Source organism: Saliphagus sp. LR7 (assembly GCF_003344565.1).
Classification (GTDB): Archaea; Halobacteriota; Halobacteria; order Halobacteriales; family Natrialbaceae; genus Saliphagus; species Saliphagus infecundisoli.
This window is the reverse complement of sequence record NZ_QPND01000003.1, coordinates 96,273-117,433: the sequence shown is the minus strand read 5'-3', so window position 1 is coordinate 117,433 and position 21,161 is coordinate 96,273. Positions and strand designations below refer to the sequence as shown.

General features: G+C 68.4%; 17 protein-coding genes. 8 read left to right on the top strand and 9 right to left on the bottom strand.

The features are described from left to right. Positions 1 to 2: 2 nt before the first annotated feature. Positions 3 to 1,634 carry a glycoside hydrolase family 3 protein gene (locus tag DVH23_RS05500; protein WP_114576439.1) on the bottom strand — a complete coding sequence of 544 codons (1,632 nt, stop codon included), beginning with the start codon at positions 1,632 to 1,634 and terminating at the stop codon, positions 3 to 5. 78 nt (positions 1,635 to 1,712) lie between these two features. Between DVH23_RS05500 and DVH23_RS05495 the strand changes: the two genes are divergently transcribed. Beyond that, complete coding sequence (locus DVH23_RS05495) at positions 1,713 to 2,591, top strand: SDR family NAD(P)-dependent oxidoreductase (RefSeq protein WP_114576438.1); 879 nt, start codon at positions 1,713 to 1,715, stop codon at positions 2,589 to 2,591. Between the two features lie 25 nt (positions 2,592 to 2,616). Here the strand turns inward: DVH23_RS05495 and DVH23_RS05490 are convergent, their stop codons facing one another. Continuing rightward, complete coding sequence (locus tag DVH23_RS05490; RefSeq protein WP_114576437.1) at positions 2,617 to 3,795, bottom strand: GNAT family N-acetyltransferase; 1,179 nt, start codon at positions 3,793 to 3,795, stop codon at positions 2,617 to 2,619. Between the two features lie 130 nt (positions 3,796 to 3,925). Next, positions 3,926 to 5,971: a hypothetical protein gene (locus tag DVH23_RS05485; protein WP_114576436.1), complete on the bottom strand. Its 2,046-nt coding sequence runs from the start codon at positions 5,969 to 5,971 to the stop codon at positions 3,926 to 3,928. Positions 5,972 to 6,077: 106 nt separating this feature from the next. Between DVH23_RS05485 and DVH23_RS05480 the strand changes: the two genes are divergently transcribed. Further along, entirely contained in the window at positions 6,078 to 7,238 is a 1,161-nt protein-coding gene (locus DVH23_RS05480) for a hypothetical protein (RefSeq protein WP_114576435.1), read from the top strand. Positions 7,239 to 7,242: 4 nt separating this feature from the next. On the opposite strand, the gene DVH23_RS05475 is transcribed toward DVH23_RS05480, so the two are convergent. Both DVH23_RS05475 and DVH23_RS05470 read right to left on the bottom strand, forming a co-directional pair. Beyond that, the gene (locus DVH23_RS05475; RefSeq protein ID WP_114576434.1) at positions 7,243 to 8,820 is read right to left on the bottom strand and encodes an amidohydrolase; all 1,578 of its coding nucleotides are present in this window, start codon (positions 8,818 to 8,820) and stop codon (positions 7,243 to 7,245) included. A 65-nt stretch (positions 8,821 to 8,885) separates the two neighbouring features. Continuing rightward, positions 8,886 to 9,821, bottom strand: a complete 936-nt coding sequence (locus tag DVH23_RS05470; RefSeq protein WP_114576742.1) for a dihydrodipicolinate synthase family protein — start codon at positions 9,819 to 9,821, stop codon at positions 8,886 to 8,888. A gap of 131 nt (positions 9,822 to 9,952) precedes the next feature. Here DVH23_RS05470 and DVH23_RS05465 point away from each other — a divergent pair, with 131 nt between their 5' ends. The 5 genes from DVH23_RS05465 to DVH23_RS05445 all read left to right on the top strand — a co-directional run bounded on the left by DVH23_RS05465 (position 9,953) and on the right by DVH23_RS05445 (position 15,804). Next, positions 9,953 to 10,438, top strand: a complete 486-nt coding sequence (locus tag DVH23_RS05465; protein ID WP_114576433.1) for a hypothetical protein — start codon at positions 9,953 to 9,955, stop codon at positions 10,436 to 10,438. Next, on the top strand, positions 10,435 to 12,249 hold the full coding sequence (locus DVH23_RS05460) for a BNR-4 repeat-containing protein (protein WP_114576432.1): 1,815 nt from the start codon (positions 10,435 to 10,437) through the stop codon (positions 12,247 to 12,249). The genes DVH23_RS05465 and DVH23_RS05460 overlap by 4 nt, the downstream gene beginning before the upstream one ends. Positions 12,250 to 12,312: 63 nt before the next feature. Further along, positions 12,313 to 13,284 carry a Gfo/Idh/MocA family protein gene (locus DVH23_RS05455; protein ID WP_114576431.1) on the top strand — a complete coding sequence of 324 codons (972 nt, stop codon included), beginning with the start codon at positions 12,313 to 12,315 and terminating at the stop codon, positions 13,282 to 13,284. Positions 13,285 to 13,753: 469 nt separating this feature from the next. After that, positions 13,754 to 14,737: an LLM class flavin-dependent oxidoreductase gene (locus DVH23_RS05450; protein WP_114576430.1), complete on the top strand. Its 984-nt coding sequence runs from the start codon at positions 13,754 to 13,756 to the stop codon at positions 14,735 to 14,737. Further along, positions 14,734 to 15,804, top strand: a complete 1,071-nt coding sequence (locus tag DVH23_RS05445; protein ID WP_114576429.1) for a Gfo/Idh/MocA family protein — start codon at positions 14,734 to 14,736, stop codon at positions 15,802 to 15,804. Before DVH23_RS05450 ends, DVH23_RS05445 begins: the two co-directional genes overlap by 4 nt. A 105-nt stretch (positions 15,805 to 15,909) precedes the next feature. On the opposite strand, the gene DVH23_RS05440 is transcribed toward DVH23_RS05445, so the two are convergent. After that, positions 15,910 to 17,088 (bottom strand): GNAT family N-acetyltransferase, encoded by a 1,179-nt coding sequence (locus DVH23_RS05440; protein WP_198667853.1) that lies wholly within the window; start codon positions 17,086 to 17,088, stop codon positions 15,910 to 15,912. A 150-nt stretch (positions 17,089 to 17,238) separates the two neighbouring features. Between DVH23_RS05440 and DVH23_RS05435 the strand changes: the two genes are divergently transcribed. Continuing rightward, a complete protein-coding gene (locus DVH23_RS05435; protein WP_114576427.1) occupies positions 17,239 to 18,561 on the top strand; it encodes a right-handed parallel beta-helix repeat-containing protein in 1,323 nt (440 codons plus the stop codon). A gap of 68 nt (positions 18,562 to 18,629) precedes the next feature. On the opposite strand, the gene DVH23_RS05430 is transcribed toward DVH23_RS05435, so the two are convergent. From DVH23_RS05430 to DVH23_RS05420, 3 genes are all read right to left on the bottom strand, one after another. Beyond that, positions 18,630 to 18,863: a hypothetical protein gene (locus DVH23_RS05430; protein ID WP_114576426.1), complete on the bottom strand. Its 234-nt coding sequence runs from the start codon at positions 18,861 to 18,863 to the stop codon at positions 18,630 to 18,632. Positions 18,864 to 18,996: 133 nt separating this feature from the next. After that, a complete protein-coding gene (locus DVH23_RS05425) occupies positions 18,997 to 20,019 on the bottom strand; it encodes an ABC transporter permease (protein WP_114576425.1) in 1,023 nt (340 codons plus the stop codon). A 9-nt stretch (positions 20,020 to 20,028) separates the two neighbouring features. Next, a complete protein-coding gene (locus tag DVH23_RS05420; RefSeq protein ID WP_114576424.1) occupies positions 20,029 to 21,048 on the bottom strand; it encodes an ABC transporter permease in 1,020 nt (339 codons plus the stop codon). Between the last annotated feature and the right edge of the window lie 113 nt (positions 21,049 to 21,161).

Genomic DNA, 21,161 nt, shown 5'->3' with positions numbered 1-21,161 from the left:
CCTCACTCACCGATCGGCAGCGACTCCCGAACCGCCGGCGGCTCCCGGAGGGCCCCGACGATCGCCCGACCGGCCGCGTCGGGGACGGGATCGGGCAATCCCAGGCGATCCTGAAGGTAGGTCGCGAGGTATCCCACTTCGGGGAGGCCCGGAAACTCGTTCGGCAGGCCGAGCGAGACGACGGTCGTCGGCGCCTCGCCCGCGACGGCCTCGACCATCCGGCGCTGGGAGTCCGGAACCCCTTCCCTGTTGTAGGTCGTCACGACCGCGCGATCGACCCCAGCGGCGAGGTCTCGGACGGTCGGGAGCGCGTCGGCCGTTGGCACGGTCGCGGGCTTCGAATCCCCCGTCCGGGTCCCGTTGGGCGCCAGCGAGCAGGTCACCACGGGTCCGAACGCCCGGTCGAAGTGGGGCTCGAGCGCGCCTACACCCCGAACTCCGGTCAGCAAGACCGCGTCGTCCTCGCGGATCGGGAGCCCGTCGTCCGCGAGGAGGGTCACGGAGCGCTCGTAGGCCTCGTGGGCGAGCGACCGGTGGGCCTCGCTTCCCGTCACCTCGAGGGCCTCGATGGGATCGACCTGGCGGCCGTCGGCCACCCGCTCTTTGAGCGCGAGGATCCGCTCAACCGAGCGGTCGATCCGCGATTCGGGGAGGTCGCCGGTTTCGACCGCTTCGAGGAGCACGTCCCGCGTTTCCCGGAGATCCTCGTGGGACACGTACCCCGTGAGGACGAGGTCGGCACCCGCGACGACCGCCCGGACGGCGGCCTCGCCGACGCCGTAGTTCTCGGCGACCGCGTCCATCATCATCGCGTCGGTGACGACGACGCCCTCGAAGCCGAGTTCCTCGCGGAGTAATCCCGAGAGCACCGGCTTCGAGAGCGTTGCCGGGCGGTCGGGGTCGATGGCATCCACGAGGACATGGGAGGTCATGATGCAGTCGACGCCCGCCTCGATCAGCGCCTCGAAGGGAGGGAGGTGGACCTCCTCTATCCTCTCCCGGTCGTCGGTGACGTGGGGTAGGTCGTGGTGTGAGTCGAGTTCGGTGTCGCCGTGGCCGGGGAAGTGTTTGGCGACTCCGAGCGCTCCGGCGTCGTGGATTCCCTCGAGAGCGGCGGTCGCGTACCGCGAGACGGTCGCGGGGTCGGTCCCGGGCGAGCGGACGCCGATGACGGGGTTGTCGGGGTTGGTGTGGACGTCGGCGACCGGCCTGTGGGTCATCGAGAGTCCCATCGAGCGCGCGTCCCGTGCGATCGCCGCCGAGACCTCGCGGGCGAGGCCGGGGTCGCCGGTCACCGTCCGTCCCATCAGGGAGGGATACGCCCGGGTGCCGTGGCCGACGACGTCGACGGTGCCGTACTCGCAGTCAGCCGAGAGCAGGAGGGGGATGGCGTGGTCGACCTCCGCGGCCCACTCCTGGAGGCGGTTCGCGTATTCCGCCATGGCGTAGGGACCGGCCCGATGGCTGCCGTAGATCCGGACCGCGCCGGGCTGGAGGTCGCGGATCACCTCGCCCGTTTCCTCGGCGGGCCATCCCGCGTCGGTCTCTCCGTACCCGTTTCCGATCCCGACGTGGAGGAGCTGTCCGACCTTTTCCTCGAGCGAGAGCCCATCGACCCCGCATTCGCCGCTCATACGTCGCTCTCTCGGGGAGGGATCAAGGCTCTTGTGGGGACCCGATCGGTTAAGTCCTCGGGGGCCGAATCGCCGGCGATGACCGAGACCGAGGAAGCGACCGGCGTTCTCGCGGGCGACGTCGCGATCGTAACCGGCGGAACCCGCGGCATCGGGCGGGCGATCGTCGACCGGTTCGCCGAGGAGGGAGCGGCCGTCGTCGTCTCCGCGCGGGGCGAAGACGATGTGGAGACCGTCGCCGAGGAACTCGAGGGCGAGCACGGAATCGAGGCGGCGGGGGTCGCCTGCGACGTCACCGACTCGGCCGAGGTCGCGGCGCTCGTAGACGCCACGGTCGATCGCTTCGGCGGGATCGACGTCCTCGTGAACAACGCGGGTGGATCGATCGACGACGACAACCTCCACCGGGTCACGGAGGAGGCCTGGGACCGGACGGTCGACCTCAACCTCAAATCGCTCTTTCTGGCCTCCCGGGAGGCCCTGCCGGTGATGGTCGAGGGCGGCGGGGGATCGATCGTCCAGATGTCGTCGGTCAACGGGCTCGACGGCATCGGCCAGATCGCCTACTCGTCGGCGAGAAGCGGCGTCCTCGGCCTCTCGCGGCTGATCGCGACCCAGTACGGCCGCCACGGTGTCCGCTCGAACGTCGTCTGTCCGGGCACAATCGAGACCGATCGGCGCTCGGAAAATATGGATCGGGTCGGCGAGAGCCGGGCGAGCGCCGAACACGACGGCGAGTGGACCCAGCGCGACCAGTGGATAGACCAGTACCCCCAGGGCCGCTTCGGCAGGCCCGAGGAGGTCGCCGACGCGACGCTGTTTCTGGCCTCGCCGATGTCCTCCTTCGTCAGCGGCACCGATCTCGTCGTCGACGGCGGGCTCACCGCCGGCCTCGACTGGAGCTTCCAGCGCCAGATCTTCGATAGCGGGGAGACGCCGACGCGACCCGAGCGGTAGGCAGGGTCGGCCGCGGACCGACCGCTCAGGCGTGTTCGGACGGCCAGATGAAGTATCGGAGCGGGAGGGCCGTCTCGAGGAGGGGATGGCCCGAACGGAGCGACGCGGTGCGGTCGGGAAGGCCGAACAGCAGGGAAACGATCTCGCGGCGGTCGCGCTCGCTCTCTTCTCCCCCCCGCCCGCCGGCGCCGACCGACACTCCCTCGGGACCGTACTCGATGCCGACCGGCTCCCCCTCGGGGAGCGCGAGTTCGATCGATCCCGCCTCCGTGCGCCCGCTCGCGAGCCACCGGTTCTCGAGTTGGCCCTCGAAGCCATCCAAGAGCGCCCCGAGGTCGTTGATCCGGAGCTTTCGGTGTGGGCGGGCGAACCAGCTGCTGGCGTGGCGGGCGAAGAGCGGTTCCGCGTCGTGCCAGGGCGGCGCCCGGACCGATAGCTCGTTCAGATCGAGGACGGCGAGGACGTGACCGAGGAGCGTCTCGAGGCCGGCCTCGCTCCCGCCGAACTCGGAGACGGTTCGCGAGCGGGACCGGCGGGTCATCGAGAGGTAGGCAGGATCGGGAGCGTCGTCGCTGGCCCCCCGGTTCGAGCCAGCGGCGCCCACGACGAACGTCTCGAGGCCGCGCTGGCCGAACACCGTCCGGTCGCCCTCGCGGTCCCGGACGAGGCGATAGGGTTCGGTCGCGTGGATCCCGCCGATGGTCTCGAGGGTCGCCTCCCCGCCGTCGTAGACCGAGACGGCGGGGGAGGCCGCCGGCTCGCCGTCGAACGATCGGGCGGTGATCGTGTACTCGTACTCGCTGCCGGCCAGCTCGTAGCCGAAGTGGCCGTACCGCTGTCGGTTGCCGCTCAGATCCGAGAGGGGGGCGCCAGCGTCGTCCATCCGATCGAACCAGAACGAGAGGAGGTCGGTCATGTACCCCTCGCCCCGATACCGGCGGTCGGTAGCGACGCCGCCGATACCCCAGCACTCGACTTGCCCCCCGAAAGCCGTCGAGAGGGTCTGTGGGACCGCCGCGACGTGGCTCACGATCTCGCCATCGGCGAGGATCACCGCGTGGCGATCGGGACGGTCGGGGTCGTAGACGAACGGGAGGTTCGCCTGCATCCCGCCCCGGTCGTAGGCGAAGTAGCGATCCAGCAGTTCCATCATCTCGGGGAACTCCTCGCGGGTCGCGAGGCGTGGCCCCTCGAGGTCGGTCATCGTCTCCCTCCGTGGGTCGAGGGGTCGGCATCGCGGCCGTCTCGACGTGTCGCTTCGGCTGGCATCTCCCGGCGCTTCTCGCCCGACGACTATAACTCCCGGTGGCGAAGCAGGGGCTACGACCGGCTGGTCACGACTGGCCGGTCAGGTTGTCCCGGACGAAGGTCCCTTCGCTTTCGTCGGCGAGGATCTCCCCGCAGACGTTGTTCTTGATCCAGAGGCCGGAGACGTCGTCCCCGTCGAAGTCGATGTCGGCCTCGTCGCCGCCGGCCGTGTTACAGCCGGTGATCCAGACGTTCGAGACGGTGCCGTCGCCCGCGTGGGCGATCGGCGCGCCGGCGTCGGCCACGCAGTCGGCGTCCGTCACGCGGAGGTCCGAGACGTCGCTCGCGACGACCGACGGACCGCTCCCGTGAAGGGTCCCGGTCACGCCGACGTTCTCGGAGTCGTCGACGGCGACGTCGGGCGCGTCCGTCGCGTTCTCGAGGACGTCGATATCCAGAGAAACGTTCTCGGCGCCCTCGATGGACGCCGCGGCCTCCGAGAAGTCCCCCGCGATCTCTCCCGAGACGGAGACGTTCTCGGCGCCCTCGAGATTCAACCCGATCTCGTCGCTACCTCGTCCAACGAGATTGACGTTCTCGAGCCGGGAGTTTCTGAGAGTTCCGTTCACGACGTTCGCGCTCGTGCCGGCGAACGTCTCGAGCGAACAGCCCTCGAGGGTGAGGTCAGAGGCCTGACCGTAGGGGGTGTTGACCGCGGCGGGCCGGCCGACGACGGTCGTCCCGAACGCCTTGACGTGGCTCTGGTTCGGCGACAGCGAGAGGCCGTAGCCCGCGTGGTACTTGTCGTGGAGGATCTCCTCGGCCCCCTCGATCCGGCCGCCGTAGATCTCGTAGGCGCCGTAGACCTGTTGGTCCGCGTTCGAGTGAAAGCAGGCGCCGTGGAGGTAGGCGTTCCTGATCCGCGGGTCGAACACCCTGACCGTGTTCGCCCCGGCGTTGACGTCGATTCCGCGCCGGCAGGTGTCGATCGACGGGCGGATCACTGTCGGATCCGTGCTGCCCCGGAACTGGAACGGCTCCCAGTGGGAGGAGGCCCGTTCCGGGAGAACCGGATCGGTCGCCTCGCAGTCGACCATCACCGTCCGCAACGAGTGGATGTCGGTGAAAGGGAAGCCGACGTACTCCGCGGCCGAACAGTCGATCATCGCACATTCGCGGGCGTACGCACACATCAGGAAGCCCTCGGACTCGTCCTCGCCGTCGCCGGAGACCATGTGCAGATCGACGAACCGACCGCCGACGACGGAATCGAGCAGAAAGACGCCAGCGTCGCCCGCGCCGTGGTCGTAGTTCAGCCCGCGATCGAGGTAGAGCGTCGAGCCCTCTATCTCGCGGATCACCGCCCGCGTGGGACAGGTGCCCCGGCCCGCGGTGCCGCCCCACGAGAGCGTCGGCGTGTTGTCGTACTTCGTCTCCGAGACCGTGACGTCGTCGCCGGCCTCGAACGGCGAGGGGTCCTCGACCTCGATCCGCTGGTCGCCCTCGCTTGCGTCCGCGGCGAGGACGGTGTCGCCGCCGAAGTCGCTGACGTTCTCGAAACTCCCGAACGAGAGGAAATGCGAGTACGAGCCGTAGGCGATCCCCGTGATCCGCAGGTGCGAACCCGTCCCGAGGACCGTAACGTGGTCCTCGTAGATCTCGTGGGGCGCGTCGAACCAGTACTCGCCGTCGGTCATGACGAGCGTCGCGCCCTCGCTCAGGTCCTCGATCGCGGCGTCGAGGGCGTCGTCCGAGGGGTCCTCGCCCGTCGGGTCCGCCCCGTAGTCGTCGATGTCGACGACGTCGACTGCGTCGCCCGCTCCCGATCCCCCGGTGGCGTGCAACACGCCGTCCTCGACCGCGAGGTTCTCCCCGGCGAGGTCACTGACCGCTTCGCCCGTGGCGGCCAGCTCGAGCGCGCCCAGGTCCGTCAGGTCGTTCCCGCCGGCGTCGACGTCGCTCTCCCAGCCGTACCACGGCTGGTTGCCCCGTCCCCGGGACTGGGCGCCCGCCCGGCCGCTCAGCAGGCCGAGGCCGCCGAGACCTAGCGCGGCGATCGCCGCTCGCCGGCCCACGCCGGCGTCGTCGGGTCGCGTCGCTACTCCGCTCTCCGCGTCGTCTGAACCATCCATGATGTCCGGTGGCAATCGGCACCCGCGGGTCATAAGTCTATCTTCGGGGAGGAGACACGAGGAGCGCGGGGAGAACGCTTTAGGCGACGGTCCGAGAGCATCCCGTATGCCCGCGCTCTGGACGTACCCCTGGACCCTCGAGCGGGAGGGCCTCGACGCGACCGCCGACCGCCTCGCGGCCTGCGGGATCGATACGGTCAACGTCGCTTCCCACTACCACTCGGTGCGCTCGATGAGCCCCCGCTCCCCCGACGCTCTGTTTCACTCCGCGTCGGGGAGCTGTTACTTCGATCCCGGCGAGGCGTTCGATGGGCTCGCGATCAATCCCCCCGTCAACGCCGTCGGGGAGTGGGCCGATCCTCTCGAGGCGATCGCTGAGGGCCTCGACGAGTACGGAATCGCGACGAACGCCTGGACGGTCTGTCTCCACAACACGCGCCTCGCCTCCGCCAATCCCGACCACCGGATCGAGAGTGCCTTCGGCGACGCCCACGACCACTCGCTCTGTCCCTCCCACCCCGAGGTCCGCGCCTACTTCGCGAGCGTCGTCCGCGCGGCCCGCGAGCGAGGCGTAAGCGGGATCCATCTCGAGTCCGTCGGCTTTCCGAGCGCGTTTCACGATCACGGCGCCGACTTCGGCCACCCCAAGCGCCAGACGATCGCCTCGACCGCCGGCGAGATCCTGCTCTCGCAGTGTTTCTGTGATGGGTGTCGGGCGGCCGCCGAGGCCCACCCGATCGACCTCGAAGCGGCCGGGGAACGGGTTCACGAGTTGCTTGCCGATCCCCTCGCCGATCCGACCGCGTCCCCCCCGCCGCTCGAAGACCTCGTCGCGGACGACCCCCTCGTCGCCGACCTCTTCGAGTTCCGGGCGGCCGTGATCGAGGACCTCCTCGCCGACCTCGACGACGCCGCCGGCTCGATTCCGCTCACCTACTACGTGATGGAGGCCGCGGGCGCCGATCCCGACCAGCTCCTCGGAACCGGCGTCCGGTTCGACGCGCTCGAGGAGCACGTCGACCGGCTGCTCGCGATCTGTTACGTCGCCGACCCCGACGTCGCCCGCGAGCGGATCGGAGCGATCGACGCCGGGACTCGGCTCCCGACCGACGCCGGGATCACGCTCGATCCCACCGTTATCGGGAGCGAGGACGAGTTCCGCGAGCTTGCGAACGCGGTCCGCGAGGAAGCAGAGGGAGTCTCGATCTACCACGACACGCTCGCGACCGAAACGCACCTCGAGTGGCTCGAGTCCGCGTTCGCCTGAGTGTCTACCCCGTCGTCTCGAGCCCTGGGTCGGGTGCCTCGTAGACGATCTCGCCGCCGACGACCGTCGCCACCACCTCGATCTCGTCGATCTCCTCCGGGTGTTCGAAAGGGTCCCGATCGAGAACCACCGCGTCGGCGAGTTTGCCGGGCTCGAGGCTTCCCCGCTCGTCGGCGAACCCCGCATAGGCCCCGCCCCGGGTGTAGGCTCGCAGCGCCTCGCCCACCGACAGGCGCTGGGCGTCGTGGGGGGCGTTCACCGCGTGGTGGATCCCGTAGAGTGGACCGAACGGCATCGTGTCGCTGCCGAGGGCGAGCCGGACGCCCGCCTCGTGCATCCTCCGGAGGCGGTTGTTCTCCCGGCGCCAGCGCTCGCCGAGGCGAGCCTCGTACAGCCCTCCCGGAGCCGACCACTGGAGGAAGTTCGGCTGCATGCTCGCGATCACGTCCAGCTCCGCCATCCGCTCGATCTGGTCGTCGGTCGCGAGTTCGGCGTGCTCGATCCGGAGCCGGGGATCGTCCGTCTCGTAGGCGGGCAGGACCTCCTCGTAGGCGTCGAGGACGACCTCGATCGCCTCGGTGCCGATCGCGTGGGTCGCGATCGACTGGTTCGCCCGTGCCGCCGCGGCGAACGCCTCCCGGAGCCGGTCGCGGTCGATCACGAACTGGCCGTCGTTGCCGGGGTCGTCGGCGAACTCGCCGTCGAGTTTCGCGCTTTGTGCACCGATCGACCCATCTGAAAAGACCTTCAGGCCCAGGATCGAGAGCCGGTCGTCGCCGAACCCGCTCGCGATCTCGAGGTCGGCGAGCGCGTCGCCCCGATCGATGTGGACGTAGTAGCCGACCCGGACCGGCAGGGCGTCCTCGCGCCAGGCCGAAAAGAGCGCGGCGTGAAACGGGTCCCCGGGCTCGTTGGGCGTCGCCATCCCGGCCATGTCGTAGACGGTCGTGATGCCGAGTTCGGCCGCTCGCCGGGCGCCCTTCTCGAGGACGGTCCGCGCTTTCCCCCGGTCGGGATAGGTCGCTTCGGTGACGCGGATCACCGCGTCCTCGACGACGACGCCGGTCGCCTCGCCGCCCTCCCGACGGACGTCGTCGTCCACGCCGTCGAGATCGACCCGCTCCAGCCCTGTGGCGTTCAGCGAGACCGCGTGGCCGTCCACTCGTTTGGCGGCGATCGGGTGGGTCTCGCTCACGCCGTCGAGCTCCCCGCGGGTGAGCGGGTCGTCCTGGCCTGCGGGCCAGGTACTCTCGTCGTAACCGAACCCGAGCACCCAGTCGCCCGCCGCGGTATCCGCGGCGTTTTCGGCGAGCGCGGCGAGGGCCTCCTCCCGGTCGTCGGCGGCCGAGAGGTCCGTCTCGTGGAGGGCGATCCCGACCCACGGGAGGTGGGCGTGGGCGTCGACGAAGCCGGGAAGGACCGTCCGGCCCTCGAGGTCGATCGTCCGCTCGGCCGTCCCCCCGGCGAGGTCCGCGACTCTCCCGTCACGAAAGACGATCCCGTCGGCGGTCGGCTCCTCCGTGGGCGAGCCGGCGAGCGTGTAGACGGTCCCTCCCGAGAGCGCGAGCGAGTCTCCGTTCATACCTCGAGTGCGAACGGGAAGATAGTAAGAATGGGGGTCCCGGCGGGCGGGCGACGGACGGGGGGCTATGCGGGTGCGAGCAGTTCCTCCTCGCGCTCGACCCGCTCTAAGTACTCCTCGACGCGCTCTCGGTCCTCGGGGGCGAGGTCGACCAGGGGCTCCCTGACGGCCCCCCCGGAAAGCCCCCGGAGGTCCATCCCATACTTGACGGCGGGGACGTTCTTCGCGGCGCCGAAGGCGGGACCGCCCCCCGCTTCCGCCCGGAGGTCCTCGAAGGGACGCAGCAGGTCACGGAGCTCCCGGGCCCGGTTCCAGTCGCCTTCCTCGAGGGCGTCGTACAGCGCGAGGACGGGTCCGGGGATGAAGTTCCCGATCCCCGTGGTCAGCCCCTCGGCGCCCTCGAGGGCGTAGGCCGGGCCGTAGCGTTCGGCGACGCCGTTGAGCCAGATCACGTCGGTGATCGTCGACGCCAGTCGGGAAAACTCCGTGACGTCGTTGACCGCGTACTTCACGGCAACGACGTTCTCGATCCCGGCGACCGCTTCGAGGAGCCGCTCGCTCAGGAGGGGGCCCCGCTTGTAGACGACGATCCCGAGGTCGGTCGACGCCGCAATTCGTCGATAATAGTCGATCAGCCCCTCCTCGTGGACGTAGGTGTGGCGGGGATACATCACCATCGCGGCGTCGGCGCCGGCGTCCTCGTAGGCGTCGATCAGTTCGATCGCTTCGCTGGTCGCGCCGCCGGCCCCGGCGACGACGGCGGCTTCGGCGGGGGCCGCGTCGACGGTCGCCTCGACGACCGCCGTGCGCTCGTCGTCGGTAAGCGAGTAGTATTCCCCCGTGTTCCCACACGGGATGAACAGGTCGGCGCCCGCCGCGGCGAGCGAGCCGACGTTCTCGGCGATCGCCTCGCGGTCGACCCGGTCGCCGCCTTCCGAAAAGGGCGTCGCCGTCGTGAACGCGACTCCTCGCAAGTCCTCCCGAAGGGTCTCGTATCCCATCTCTGAGCCAACGGTTCGCAAGGGGGAATCATTATCGTTCCGGTTCGGGCGGTCCTCGCGGGAGGCCGCCGAACCCATCAGCGATCCGTAGAGTCGAGAGCTATAAGCCGCTCGCGGCCCAGAGCGGTCGTATGTACGTGTTCGCCGTCGGTAGTGACACTGCTGTCGGCGGGCCAATCCCCATCGAGTGGCTCGAGGGGTTGGCCCGCGGGACCGACCACGAGGTGTGGGCGACCGGCGACCAGTCGCTCGCCCGGGAGACGGGGATTCCCGGCGACGACGAGGCCCTCGCTCGCTACCGGGAGCGGTGGGGCGATCCCACGGACCACGCCGAGGACTGGCTCGTCGGCGAGGAGTGGGCCGATCGCCCGCCGACCGCCCCCGATCCCGACGTCGTGACCGCCCTCGCGGCCTACGAGCGGGAAGGCCATCCCCTCGCGGGCCACCAGCGCCTGCGGCTCCTGTCGGCGCTGTTTCCCGACGCCGACCACGTCGCCGTCCGCGACCGCGACGTCGACTATCTCGAGGGCTGGCGATCGTACTACCCCTGGGAGTTCAGGGCCGCCATCGAGGACGGACTGGTCGACGTCGAACACCCCCTGGAGGCGCCGCGATGACCGGCGAACCGGACCGCTCGCGGGGACTGCTCGGCCACTGGGAGGAGGTCTCTCCCGGCGGGATCGTCCGGGACCGATCGCCGGAGGGAAACGACGGCAACTACGGGATCGACGCGCGCTGGATCTGGTTTACGAACCCGCGGGCGACCTTCCACGCGGGCGAGCGCGAGGCGACCTATCTCGCGTACCTCGGCGGCCCCACCGGCCGGGACGTCGTGGTCGGGGCCTACGATCACGACCGGGAGAGCCTCGAGTCGACCGTCGTCGAACGCGACTTTTCTCCCGACGACCACACGAACCCCTCGCTCGCGCTCCGGGCCGACGGCCGCCTGCTCGTGTTCTGGGGCGGGCACAACGGCGAGTCGATCCGCTACACCGTCTCGTGTGAGCCCGAGAGCGTGGCGGGGTTCGGCCCGCCCCGCCGGCTCGAGGGCGAGAGCGTCACCTACCCGAACCCGATCCGGTCGCCCGACGGCGACTCCCTCCTGCTGTTCTATCGGGACCGGATCTACACCCGCGACGCGACCGACGACGAGTACGGCTACATGGGCGACGGCAACTGTTATCTCCGCCGGTCGGACGACGAGGGCGCGACCTGGGGCGACCCCACGCTCCTGGCGGTCCCGCCGGAAGGCCACTACTCGCTGTACGCTCTCCCCGCCCGCGGCCCCGGGGCGATCCACCTCTTTTTCACCGACGCCGAGCGCGGCGGCGACGCCCCCAAGTGGAACGTCATGTACGCGAAGCTCTGCGACGGCCGGCTCTACGCGGCCGACGACACCCTGCTGGGCGATCCCGAGGAAGCGCCACTCGAGAAGGAGGATCTCGAGACAGTCTACGACTCGCATGCGCCCGGGAACCACCACGCCTGGCTCTGGGACTGCGCGGTCGACTCCGAGGGGAGGCCGGTCGTCGCCTACGCGACGTTCCCCTCGACGCTCGCCCACGAGTACCGCTACGCCCGCTGGACGGGCGAGGAGTGGGCCGACCACCCCATCGCGGACGCGGGCCCCTACATCGCGCGGCGACCGATCGAGCTCCACTACTCGGGCGGGCTCTCGATCGATCGTTCGAATCCGAGCGTCGTCTACGGCTGTGTGGCCCGCGGGCGGAACCGATCGGAGGGAAGCGTCCTCACCCGGTTCGAGACCGATACTGGGGGGAGAACCTGGTCCTCGACGACCGTCGGCCGGGACCGGCCCGGCTGGGACCTCCGGCCCGTGGTCCCGCGAAACGCGAGCGAGGAGCTCCCGGTGCTCTGGCTCGCCGGCTCGTACGACCACATGGACACCTCCCAGACCGTCCTCCGGGGGCTGCCGACCGACCGTCACGGTGGCCCGCTCGCGGGCGACGGCCGTCGCGGCGTCGACCTGGGGCTCGCTCCCTACGGTCCGTGGACCTTCGCAGACGGGCTCACCGTCGCCGCCTCGATCCGCCTTGAGGACCTCGACTCGCCGGGTACGGTCGCGAATCTGGGGAGTGTTACCCTGGAGGTCGGCGACGGGAGGATCGGGTTCGGGCTCGAGGGTCCCAACGGGAAGAGGGCGGTTCCCTGGGACGGCGCGAGCGAGGGCGAGCGGTACCACGTCGCCGGCACCTGGAACGGTGATCGGGTCGTCCTCCGGATCGACGGCGAGCGGGTCGCCGAATCGGGGTTCGAGGGGCCGATCGCCGTCGGTGGCGATCCGGAAAGCTGGACGCTGCTGAAGGGAGAATACCTGTTCGACGACGGGCTCGAGGGCCGGGTATCCGACCTGCGCCTCTACGGGCGGGCGCTGTCGCCGGCCGAGATCCGGGCACTGGCGGGCTAATTCTTCCGGAGGGGAGCGGTGGGGGATCGAAGCGTACAAGGGGGAAAGCGAGTTGGAGGAGGTATGGAGATCGGATTCATCGGAGCCGGCAAGATGGCCGGCACCCTCATGGAGAAGGTAGACGGCTACGACGGCGCGCGGGTCACGGCCGTCTGTGACGTAGACGAGGACGCGGCCCGCGAGGCCGCCGAGCCCCGCGAGGCCGCGGCGTACGCCGACCACACGGACCTCTACGAGGGGGCCGATCTCGACGCCGTCGTCGTCGCGATCCCGCCGTTTGCCTACGACGACCAGGTGACGATGGCGGCCGAGCGCGGGATCGACGTCTTCGTCGAGAAGCCCGTGGCTCTCCGGGTCGAACAGGGAGAAGAAACCCTCGACGCGATCGAGGAGGCCGGAATCGTCAGCGGGACGGGCTACGTCTTCCGGTACGACGGGATCACCGAGCGCGCCCGCGAACTGCTCGAAGACCGCGAGATATCGCTGCTCGCGGGCCGGTACTGGAGCGGCCTGCTCGCGAGCTCGTGGGGGAACGAACTCGAGCTCTCGGGCGGGGAAATCGTCACCCGAACCACCCACATCTACGACATGGCCCGATACCTCGCCGGCGACGTGGACCGCGTCTCGGCGGCGAGCACCGACCGGATCGGGACCGAGGAGATCGACTACCCCGACGCGACGACCGCGACCCTGGAACACGAAAACGGCGTCGTCACCACGGTCTCCTCGGGGGTCACCTCGCCGACGTGGACGGCCGAACTCGACGTCCTCGGCGACGATCTCCACCTCCATCTCGACTACCCCTCCCAGACGCTCACCGGCCAGGTCGGCCCCGAGGCGATCGACTACCACGCGCCGACCGACCGCTACGGCCGCGAGATCGAGACGTTCCTCGAGGCCGTCGAGCGAGGCGACCCCGACCACGTCCGGTCGGACTACGCCGACGCCCTCCGGACGCTGTCGGTGAACTGGACCGTCATCGACGCCGCCGCGGACGGCGAGCCCGCGGCCGTCGGCGAGACCCGCCGCTCCTGACCGGGCCTCAATACCGTCCCGTCCGGACGACAATCACGAACGATCGCCAACGACCGACCCGTTCGTTTTACTCCTCCAAACGAATCCCGTGAGGTGTTCACGACGACCGGGCGGGACCTGCCCCGGTAGATTACAACCGTACGGTTGTCATTGTATCGTGGTCCCACTCGAAGAAACCCGTCGAGCGGCCGGCACGCCCGGCGAGACCACCCGTTCGGGCCGGACGGTCGGTGTTTCCCCTTCCAAAACGATTCGTCCCTCTCGATCGGCGGATCGGTTCGAGACGGGTCGAACTACCGATCGGTCGTCGGACGCGCCGACGCGAATACCCGAGACGTTTCACAACGTCAAACGAAATCTCGACCGGTCGCCGGGGGATCCATCACAACTTACATTACGGCGGGGTCCGTCGATTCGGACGAACGGCTATGCAGGAGTGTCCCACGGTCCAGTCCGAGGTGGGTTCGGCGTGAAGTTCGGCGTCTTCTTGAACCAGTACTACACGCCCGAGAGCGGGTTCGAGGTCACCGACCTCTACGAACAGGTCGAACTGATGGAGCGGGTCGGGTTTGACGGCGCCGCCGTCGGCGAGCGCCACGTCCACGAGGAGGGGTTCGCGGAGGCGATCACCACCCTCTCGGCGATCGCCGCCCGGACCGAGCGCCTCGAGCTTGCGACGATGGCGCTGCTGCCGATGTGCTACGATCCGATCCGTCTCGCCGAGCAGGTCGCGATGATCGACCGCCTCTCGGACGGTCGGATGCACTTTGGCGCCGCGATCGGCTACCGCGAGCGCGAGCTCGAGGCCTTCGGCGTCGACCTCGAGGGCCGCTCGAAGACGTTCATCGAGTCGCTCTCCCTGCTCAAACGGCTCTGGAGCGAGGAGTCGGTGAGCCACGACGGCCCCGAGTGGACCGTCGAGGACGTCTTCGTCTCGCCCCGTCCCGAGGAGATGCCCGTCTGGATCGGCGGCCACGCCGACGTCGCGATCAAGCGGGCGGCCTACCGCGGCGACGGCTGGATCGCCAGCGCCTCCTCGACGACCGAGGACCTACAGCGCCAGATCGACGTCTACGAGGACGCCCTGGCCGAGTTCGGCGAGAATCGGGATGATCACGAGGTCCTCCTGATGCGCGACTGCTTCGTCGCCGACTCCGTCGCCGACGCCCGCGAGACGATCGAGCCCTATCTGCTGCGGATGTACGAGTGGTACGCCCGCTGGGGCCAGACCTACATGGACGAACACGAGGTCGAGGTCGACTACGACGACCTCGAGGAGAAGTTCGTCATCGGCTCGCCCGCGGACTGCGTCGACCAGCTCCGGGTCTACGAGGAACTGGGCGTCGACCAGGTCTACCTCCGGTGTCAGTTCCCCGGCCAGCCCCAGGACGTCACCCTCGAGACCATAGAGCGGTTCGGCCGAGAGGTCATGCCCGCCATGGAGGCGCGATGAACTCCGTGAAGGCGCCGACCGTCGGCTACGTCGGCCTCGACCATCACCACGCCGAACCCTACCTCCAGACGCTTTCGACGCTGCCGGCGACGGTCGTCGCGGCCTGCGAGCCCAACCCCGCGTTCGACGCCGATGGCGTCGATGCCCTCGGCGACGTCCCCGTCTACGGCGACGTGGAAACGTTGCTGGCACGGGAGTCCCCCGACGTCGTCTTCCTCACGCTCCCGAACCGCGACACCCCCGACGCGATCCGCCGGGCCGTCGCCGCCGGCTGTGACGTCTTCACCGAGAAGCCCGCCGCGCGCACTGCGGGGGAACTCGAGGCTCTCAGGGACGACCTCCCGGCGTCCGCGACGGTCTGTGTCTCCTACCCCTGGCAATCGCACCCCATCGCCCGCGAACTCCGCGATCGGGTCGATGATGGCTTCTTCGGGGAGATGCGCGCGTTCGACGCGCGTTTCATCGCCTCGAAGCTCGACTACCGGGACGCCGACCACTTCATCTTCGACCCCGACGCGAGCCGCGGGGGGATCCTCCAGTGGCTCGGCATCCACTGGCTTCAGTTGTTCACCCGGCTGCTCGAGGCCCCGATCCGGCGGGTCAACGCCGCTACGACCGCCGGCACCGACGGCGTCGCCGTCGAGGACGGCGTCTCCCTCCAACTGGAGACCGCCGCGGGCGGCCTGGGCACCCTCCAGGCGGGCTACTACCTCGCGGAGGGGGTCTACGACACCCGCCTCGACCTCTACGGCGAGGACGGCGCCAGCCGCTGGGACCCAATGGGCCGGGAGTTCGGCTTCACCGGCGAGACGAGCCTCGAGCTCGAGGACTCCGGCGGCCGATGGGGTGCGACGCCCCACCGGACGACCACCCACGACTACGAGCCCGCACCGGGCTACGGCGGCTCGTGGGGCCGCGAGTTCGTCGAGGCGTTCTTCGACTCCCGGGCCGGCGGCGAGCCGCCCGTGACCGTCGGCGACGCCCTCGACGTGCTCAGGATCACGGACGCGGCCTACGATTCCGCCCGGACCGGGGAGTGGGTCGAGGTGGCCGGTACCGACCACTGATACGGTCGGAGGAAAGTCATTGCACCCCCGATCGCGACCCGTTGGGGCGATCGACCGGTACACCGTTTCTTCCGGCCGTATGACCCTCGACCCGACCTCGCCGGATCAGATCGTTTCGGTTTGCCAGAAGTAGTACTCGAGGGGGAGCACCGAGCGGAGGATCGGGCGGGAGCGTTTGATCGACCAACAGGCGTCGGACGAGCCAAAGAGGAGGCGGGTCATCGTTCGCCGGTCGAGGACCACGTCCGGCGACCGGGACGTCCGCTCGACGGCGAGGACGTCGCCGGTCGTCCTAATTGCCACCGCCTCCCGGGACGCCTCGACCGATTCGCCCGCTTCGGTCCCGTCGAGTGCGAGCGTCACCGAGTCGGACCGGTCTCCACCGAGGGCCTGGGCCATCGACCGCCAGCGATCGGCCAGCAGCGGCTCGTACGCCTCGAGGGTCCCCGTGAGATCGAGGACGTTCAGCTTGCGGTGTGGCTGTGTTCGCCAGTCGGCGGCGACCTCCCGGAACAGCGCGGTCAGCGGGTGATGGGGGTGGGTAAAGAGTGCGAGTTCCCCGGAGTCCGCCGACTCGAGGACGGTCGCGAGCAGCGCCGCGACGCCCTCGCGGGAGCCGCCGAACTCGAGGATGGCCGTCGGATCGCTCCCGCGATGGGCGAGGTACGCCGGTCGGTCGCCCTCGAAGACCAGCGTCTCGAGGTCGCGCTGGTCGAACAGCCGCTCGTACCGGCGCCGATCCCGGGAGACGCGATACCGTTCGCGCTCGTGGAGCGGCTCGATCGCGTCGAGGTCCTCGGGGCCACGGTACTGACGGACGCGATCGGTCCCGCCGGGCTCTCGCCCGAACGATCGCTCGGTGATCAGGTACCGCCGCTCCCGGCCGGCGTTTTCCCACCCGAACCGGCCGTAGCCGACCCGGTCACCCTCGAGTTCGGACAGGGGAACGGTCCGCTCGTCGAGGCGCTCGAGCCAGAACTCGATCAGCCGGGTCATGTACCCCTCGCCGCGATGGTCGGGATCCGTTGCGACCCCCGCGATGCCGCCACACTCGACCCGGGCATCGCCGGCCCGGAGCTCCGCCGGGACGCAGGCGACGTGGCTCACGACCGCCCCATCGCGTTTGACGATTGCGTGTCTCTCGGGTTTCGACTCGTCGAAGCAGTGGGGCATTCGCCTCTCGAGTCCACCGGATTCGAACCCGAAACAGCGTTCGGCCAGCGTCATTGCCTCCCGGAACTCCTCGGGCCGAACGAGCCGTGGCCCGTCGATGGCTGCGGTCACGTCGGTCGGTAGACGGCCCGAATACAACACGATTTCGATGGTGCACTCGAGTCCTTTCGAGTGATTGACCCGGTACAACCGGAGAACGAAGTGGCAGTCGATCATCAACGGGATTTATGTGTTACCACGAGCCATTACCGCCGTGGTTGCATGAATAGACGCACCTACCTGTCGTCGATCGGTATCGCTAGCGGCGTCCTCGCGAGTAGCCCGGGACCCGTCGGAGCATGTTCGTCGCCGGGGGAATCGAGGAACGACCGTACGGGACGACACCGGATCCGGACCGCCGACGACCTCGTTGAGCTCTCGACCGACGACCTGCTCGAACTCGACAACGAAACGGTCCGGAGACCGTTCCATCCGGGGATCGGCGGCGGCCGCCACTACGATCCGGACCGGTTCGACGGCCCCGAGGAGTACCCCCACGGGGGTTCGGTCTCCCGATCCGACGCCGACTACGTGGTCGCGAACGGCGACGAACTCGGGACGGCGGCCGACGAGGCGTCCACGGGAGAGGTCGTCTGGATCGACGGCGACGCCGAGATCGATATGACCGGGCTCTCGATCACGCTCGCCGGCGGCGTGACCCTCGCCTCGGATCGTGGACGCGGCAACTCCCAAGGGGGAGTGCTCCACCAGGACGAAAACGGGTTCAACGCGTTCGTCACCACCGGCGGCGACGACGTCCGAATCACCGGGGTCAGGTTCTCCGGACCGGAACACGAGTACTGGAACTACGAGGACAAGGGGATCGACAGCATCTACGACGTCGGGATCACCTACGGGCTCCTGATAGACGACACCGACGACGTCGAAGTGGACAACTGCCGGTTCTCCGGGTTCACCTACACCGGAATCCGGGTCGGGATGTGGGGCGACTACGAGTGTGAGGGGATCTACGTCCATCACACCGAGTTCGTCGACAACCCCTCGCCGGCACTCGGCTACGGGATCGAGGTCTACGGCGGAGACCCCGTCATCGAGTACAACTACTTCGACAACAACCGCCGGTCCATCGCGGGCGTCGGCGGCGATTTCCCGGTGAACTACACGGTCCGAAACAACCTCTTCGGGCCGCGGACGCGACTGGCACCGATCGACGCCCACGGCGGCGCCGTCGACGACATGGACCAACCGCAAGCGGGGGTTCGGCTGACCATCGACAACAACGTCGTCCTCTCGGAGGAAGGCGCCGTCTCCGGAAACGCACAGCCCGCCGTCGTCATCCGGGGCGTGCCACGGGAGCGCGCGTACATCCGCAACAACTGGTTTTTCACCGACCGGGCTCCGCCGTTCAGCACAGGGGAGGGCACCGGCGACGGTGGCGGAGCGATTCGCCAGTGGACCGACGAGTACACCGCGATCACGGCGTACAACAACATCGTCGGCAAGTTCGTCCTGACCGACCGGCTCGGGGTCCCGAACACGGCCTGGGACTCACGACGAGGACGCGGGAAGCGATCGAACGACTGACCCGTCCGCCGGCAGCTCCGTCGAGACGATCGATCCCGATCGAGAGCCGTCGATTCCGAACCGTTCGCTCACTGGTTCCGGCGCAGGATCGCCAGGACGACGTACACCACCGCGGAAACGAGGAGGGCAGTCGCCCCGTAGATTCCGAACATGCCGGCGACGATGCCGTCCCCTTTGAGTACGCCCGCGACGAGCAACGCGATGCCGCCCAACGTGACGACGAACAGCGGCGACTCGAGCCATCGCTCCACTCGTCGCGTCAGATCCGACTCCCTCGATTCCTCCGCTAGCTCGGTGGTCATGTCGTACCTACTCGTTAGCCCAGAGGGGCATAAAGCTTCACGTGGTCCCGACTCGCCCGGGTAGCGCTCGGAACGTCGAATTACGGTTCTCGGTATTCGCCTCGTCGAGCGGAGGAAGAGACGATGAACGGGGTTACTGGTTCGGCAGGTCCTCGCTGTCGTCGACGGTCTTCGAGTGGCGGGCCCGGAGACGCGGGTTGAACACCTTGTCGAGCCCCTGGGAGAGCAAGACGAGGGCGAACGAGAGCAGGATGAGCGCCCCCATCGGTGGATACAACCAGTGGGCTGCACGCGCCGGGTTCGAGAGCGCACCACCCGTGGCGTAGGCATCGTTCATCATCGAGCCCCAGTTGGCCTCCGAGGGCGAGAGGAATCCGAGGAAGTACAGCGCGACCGACGCGAAGATCACGCCGCGAGCGGCCTGCGCGGAGTTGATCAGCACGTAGGGCATGAGCTGTGGGACGATATCGCTCTGGAGGATCGATCGCGTCGAGACGCCCATCGAGCGGGCGGCCTCGACGTACGACTCCTCGCGGAGGGTCAGCACCTGTGAGCGAATGGTCCGTGCCAACCCCGGCCAGCTGTCGATCGCGAGGATCACGCCGACCTCGAACGGACCGCTCGGTTGCCAGATCGCCGCGAGCACGATGACCAGCGGGAGCCCGGGGATCACCATGAGGACGTCCGAGACAAGCATCAGGGAGTAATCGACGATGCCGCCCTTGTAGCCCGCGAGCGTCCCGACGATGACCGCGACGCCTGCTGCGAATATCGCTCCGGCCAGCCCCATCTTGAGCATGGCCGGCGTCGCGTGAACGAGCTGTTTGTGGATCGGTCGCCCCATGTTGTCGGTTCCGAGCGGGTACTCCCACGACTGGAACCAGGTCATGTACGTTTCGGCCTCGTTCATCGAGGACTCGGGGACGATCTGAACCCCCACCGTTCCGGTGAAGATGAACAGTCCGAGGACGACGATTCCGAACCTCGTTCGCCAGTCGGTCCAGGCGATCCGAGCCTGGGTCAGGAAGTACCGGTCGATCGTTCGGCCGAATCGTTCGCGCTTCGTCGTGACGGACGACGACTCGGACATTCCGGTCAGGAAGTCGGGGGTCTCGCCGCCGTCCGTTCGCGTCTCGGATTGGGTTTCGTTGTCCATAGTGGTTCGCTAGTAGGATTCCCGGTCGCTCGTTCCGGCTCGTGGATCGATCAGCCCGTAGGTCAGATCCGCGATCATGATCCCGATGACGGTGATCGTCGAGAAGAAGATGAGCAGCCCCATCAGGAGGGGATAATCGCGCTGGGAGAGCGCCTCGAACGTGTACCAGCCGATGCCCGGATACGTGAAGATCTGTTCCATGATGATCGAACTGCTGAAGATCGCCGCGATCCCGATCATGAAGCTTGTATACAGGGGCAAGATCGCGTTCCGTCCGACGTAGCGGATGGCGATCCGGTTGTCGCTCAGCCCCCGGAGCCTCGCGACCCGGAGGTAGTTCTGGCCCATGACCCGGATACAGTTCCCGCGCATCGAGAGGGCGGTACCCCCGAAGCCGACGATTATCGTCGAGGCGATCGGCAACGCCGAGTGATGGAGGACGCTCAGCATGAACGGGAGGTTGAACCCCTCGACCGTGGCGGGATCGTACCGCCCTCTGGTCGGAAACCAGCCGAACTGGAACCCGAGAAAGGAGAGCATCAGGATGGCGCCGACGTAGTACGGAACCGAGTTGAGAAACGTCGCGCCGATCGAGGCGACGGCGTCGAAGCGCGAGCCCTCCTTGTACGCCATGACGGCCCCGAGCAGGATGTTCAGGGTGAACCCGATCAGGAGGCCGTAAATGCTGACGAAGATCGACCACGGCATGGCCCGAAAGAGGATGTCGAACACCGGCTCGCCCCGCCAGATCGACTCCCCGAAGTCCTGATAGACGACGATGTTGATCATGTACTCGGCGTACGCCTGGTAGACCGGCTGTTGGGGGTCGACGTTCGTCCGCAACTCGATCATCCGATTGACCTGCTCGACGTTGACGTCCTGGCCCTGCTGGACTGCCTCCTGTATCATCTGCTGGCGCATGATGTCCAGTGGCCCCCCAGGCATGAGCCGATACAGAACGAACGTTATCGTGATAACAGAAAATAACGTGACGATCGCTTGCCCTATGCGCCTCACATAGTAGTTCATAGGATCTCATTTCAGCACTCGTTATTAAAGGTTACGTCACCCTCTCACACACGTCGTCGCTCTTTCGGCCGACCGTCCGGACGTTTCTCACGCCACCTTTCCGAACGCTTATG

What these genes read in the sequence shown, in the direction of transcription:
- DVH23_RS05500 (WP_114576439.1), bottom strand. Translation starts at nt 1,634, where the DNA reads ATGAGCGGCGAATGCGGGGTCGATGGGCTCTCGCTCGAGGAAAAGGTC.
- DVH23_RS05495 (WP_114576438.1), top strand. Translation starts at nt 1,713, where the DNA reads ATGACCGAGACCGAGGAAGCGACCGGCGTTCTCGCGGGCGACGTCGCG.
- DVH23_RS05490 (WP_114576437.1), bottom strand. Translation starts at nt 3,795, where the DNA reads ATGACCGACCTCGAGGGGCCACGCCTCGCGACCCGCGAGGAGTTCCCC.
- DVH23_RS05485 (WP_114576436.1), bottom strand. Translation starts at nt 5,971, where the DNA reads ATGGATGGTTCAGACGACGCGGAGAGCGGAGTAGCGACGCGACCCGAC.
- DVH23_RS05480 (WP_114576435.1), top strand. Translation starts at nt 6,078, where the DNA reads ATGCCCGCGCTCTGGACGTACCCCTGGACCCTCGAGCGGGAGGGCCTC.
- DVH23_RS05475 (WP_114576434.1), bottom strand. Translation starts at nt 8,820, where the DNA reads ATGAACGGAGACTCGCTCGCGCTCTCGGGAGGGACCGTCTACACGCTC.
- DVH23_RS05470 (WP_114576742.1), bottom strand. Translation starts at nt 9,821, where the DNA reads ATGGGATACGAGACCCTTCGGGAGGACTTGCGAGGAGTCGCGTTCACG.
- DVH23_RS05465 (WP_114576433.1), top strand. Translation starts at nt 9,953, where the DNA reads ATGTACGTGTTCGCCGTCGGTAGTGACACTGCTGTCGGCGGGCCAATC.
- DVH23_RS05460 (WP_114576432.1), top strand. Translation starts at nt 10,435, where the DNA reads ATGACCGGCGAACCGGACCGCTCGCGGGGACTGCTCGGCCACTGGGAG.
- DVH23_RS05455 (WP_114576431.1), top strand. Translation starts at nt 12,313, where the DNA reads ATGGAGATCGGATTCATCGGAGCCGGCAAGATGGCCGGCACCCTCATG.
- DVH23_RS05445 (WP_114576429.1), top strand. Translation starts at nt 14,734, where the DNA reads ATGAACTCCGTGAAGGCGCCGACCGTCGGCTACGTCGGCCTCGACCAT.
- DVH23_RS05435 (WP_114576427.1), top strand. Translation starts at nt 17,239, where the DNA reads ATGAATAGACGCACCTACCTGTCGTCGATCGGTATCGCTAGCGGCGTC.
- DVH23_RS05430 (WP_114576426.1), bottom strand. Translation starts at nt 18,863, where the DNA reads ATGACCACCGAGCTAGCGGAGGAATCGAGGGAGTCGGATCTGACGCGA.
- DVH23_RS05425 (WP_114576425.1), bottom strand. Translation starts at nt 20,019, where the DNA reads ATGGACAACGAAACCCAATCCGAGACGCGAACGGACGGCGGCGAGACC.
- DVH23_RS05420 (WP_114576424.1), bottom strand. Translation starts at nt 21,048, where the DNA reads ATGAACTACTATGTGAGGCGCATAGGGCAAGCGATCGTCACGTTATTT.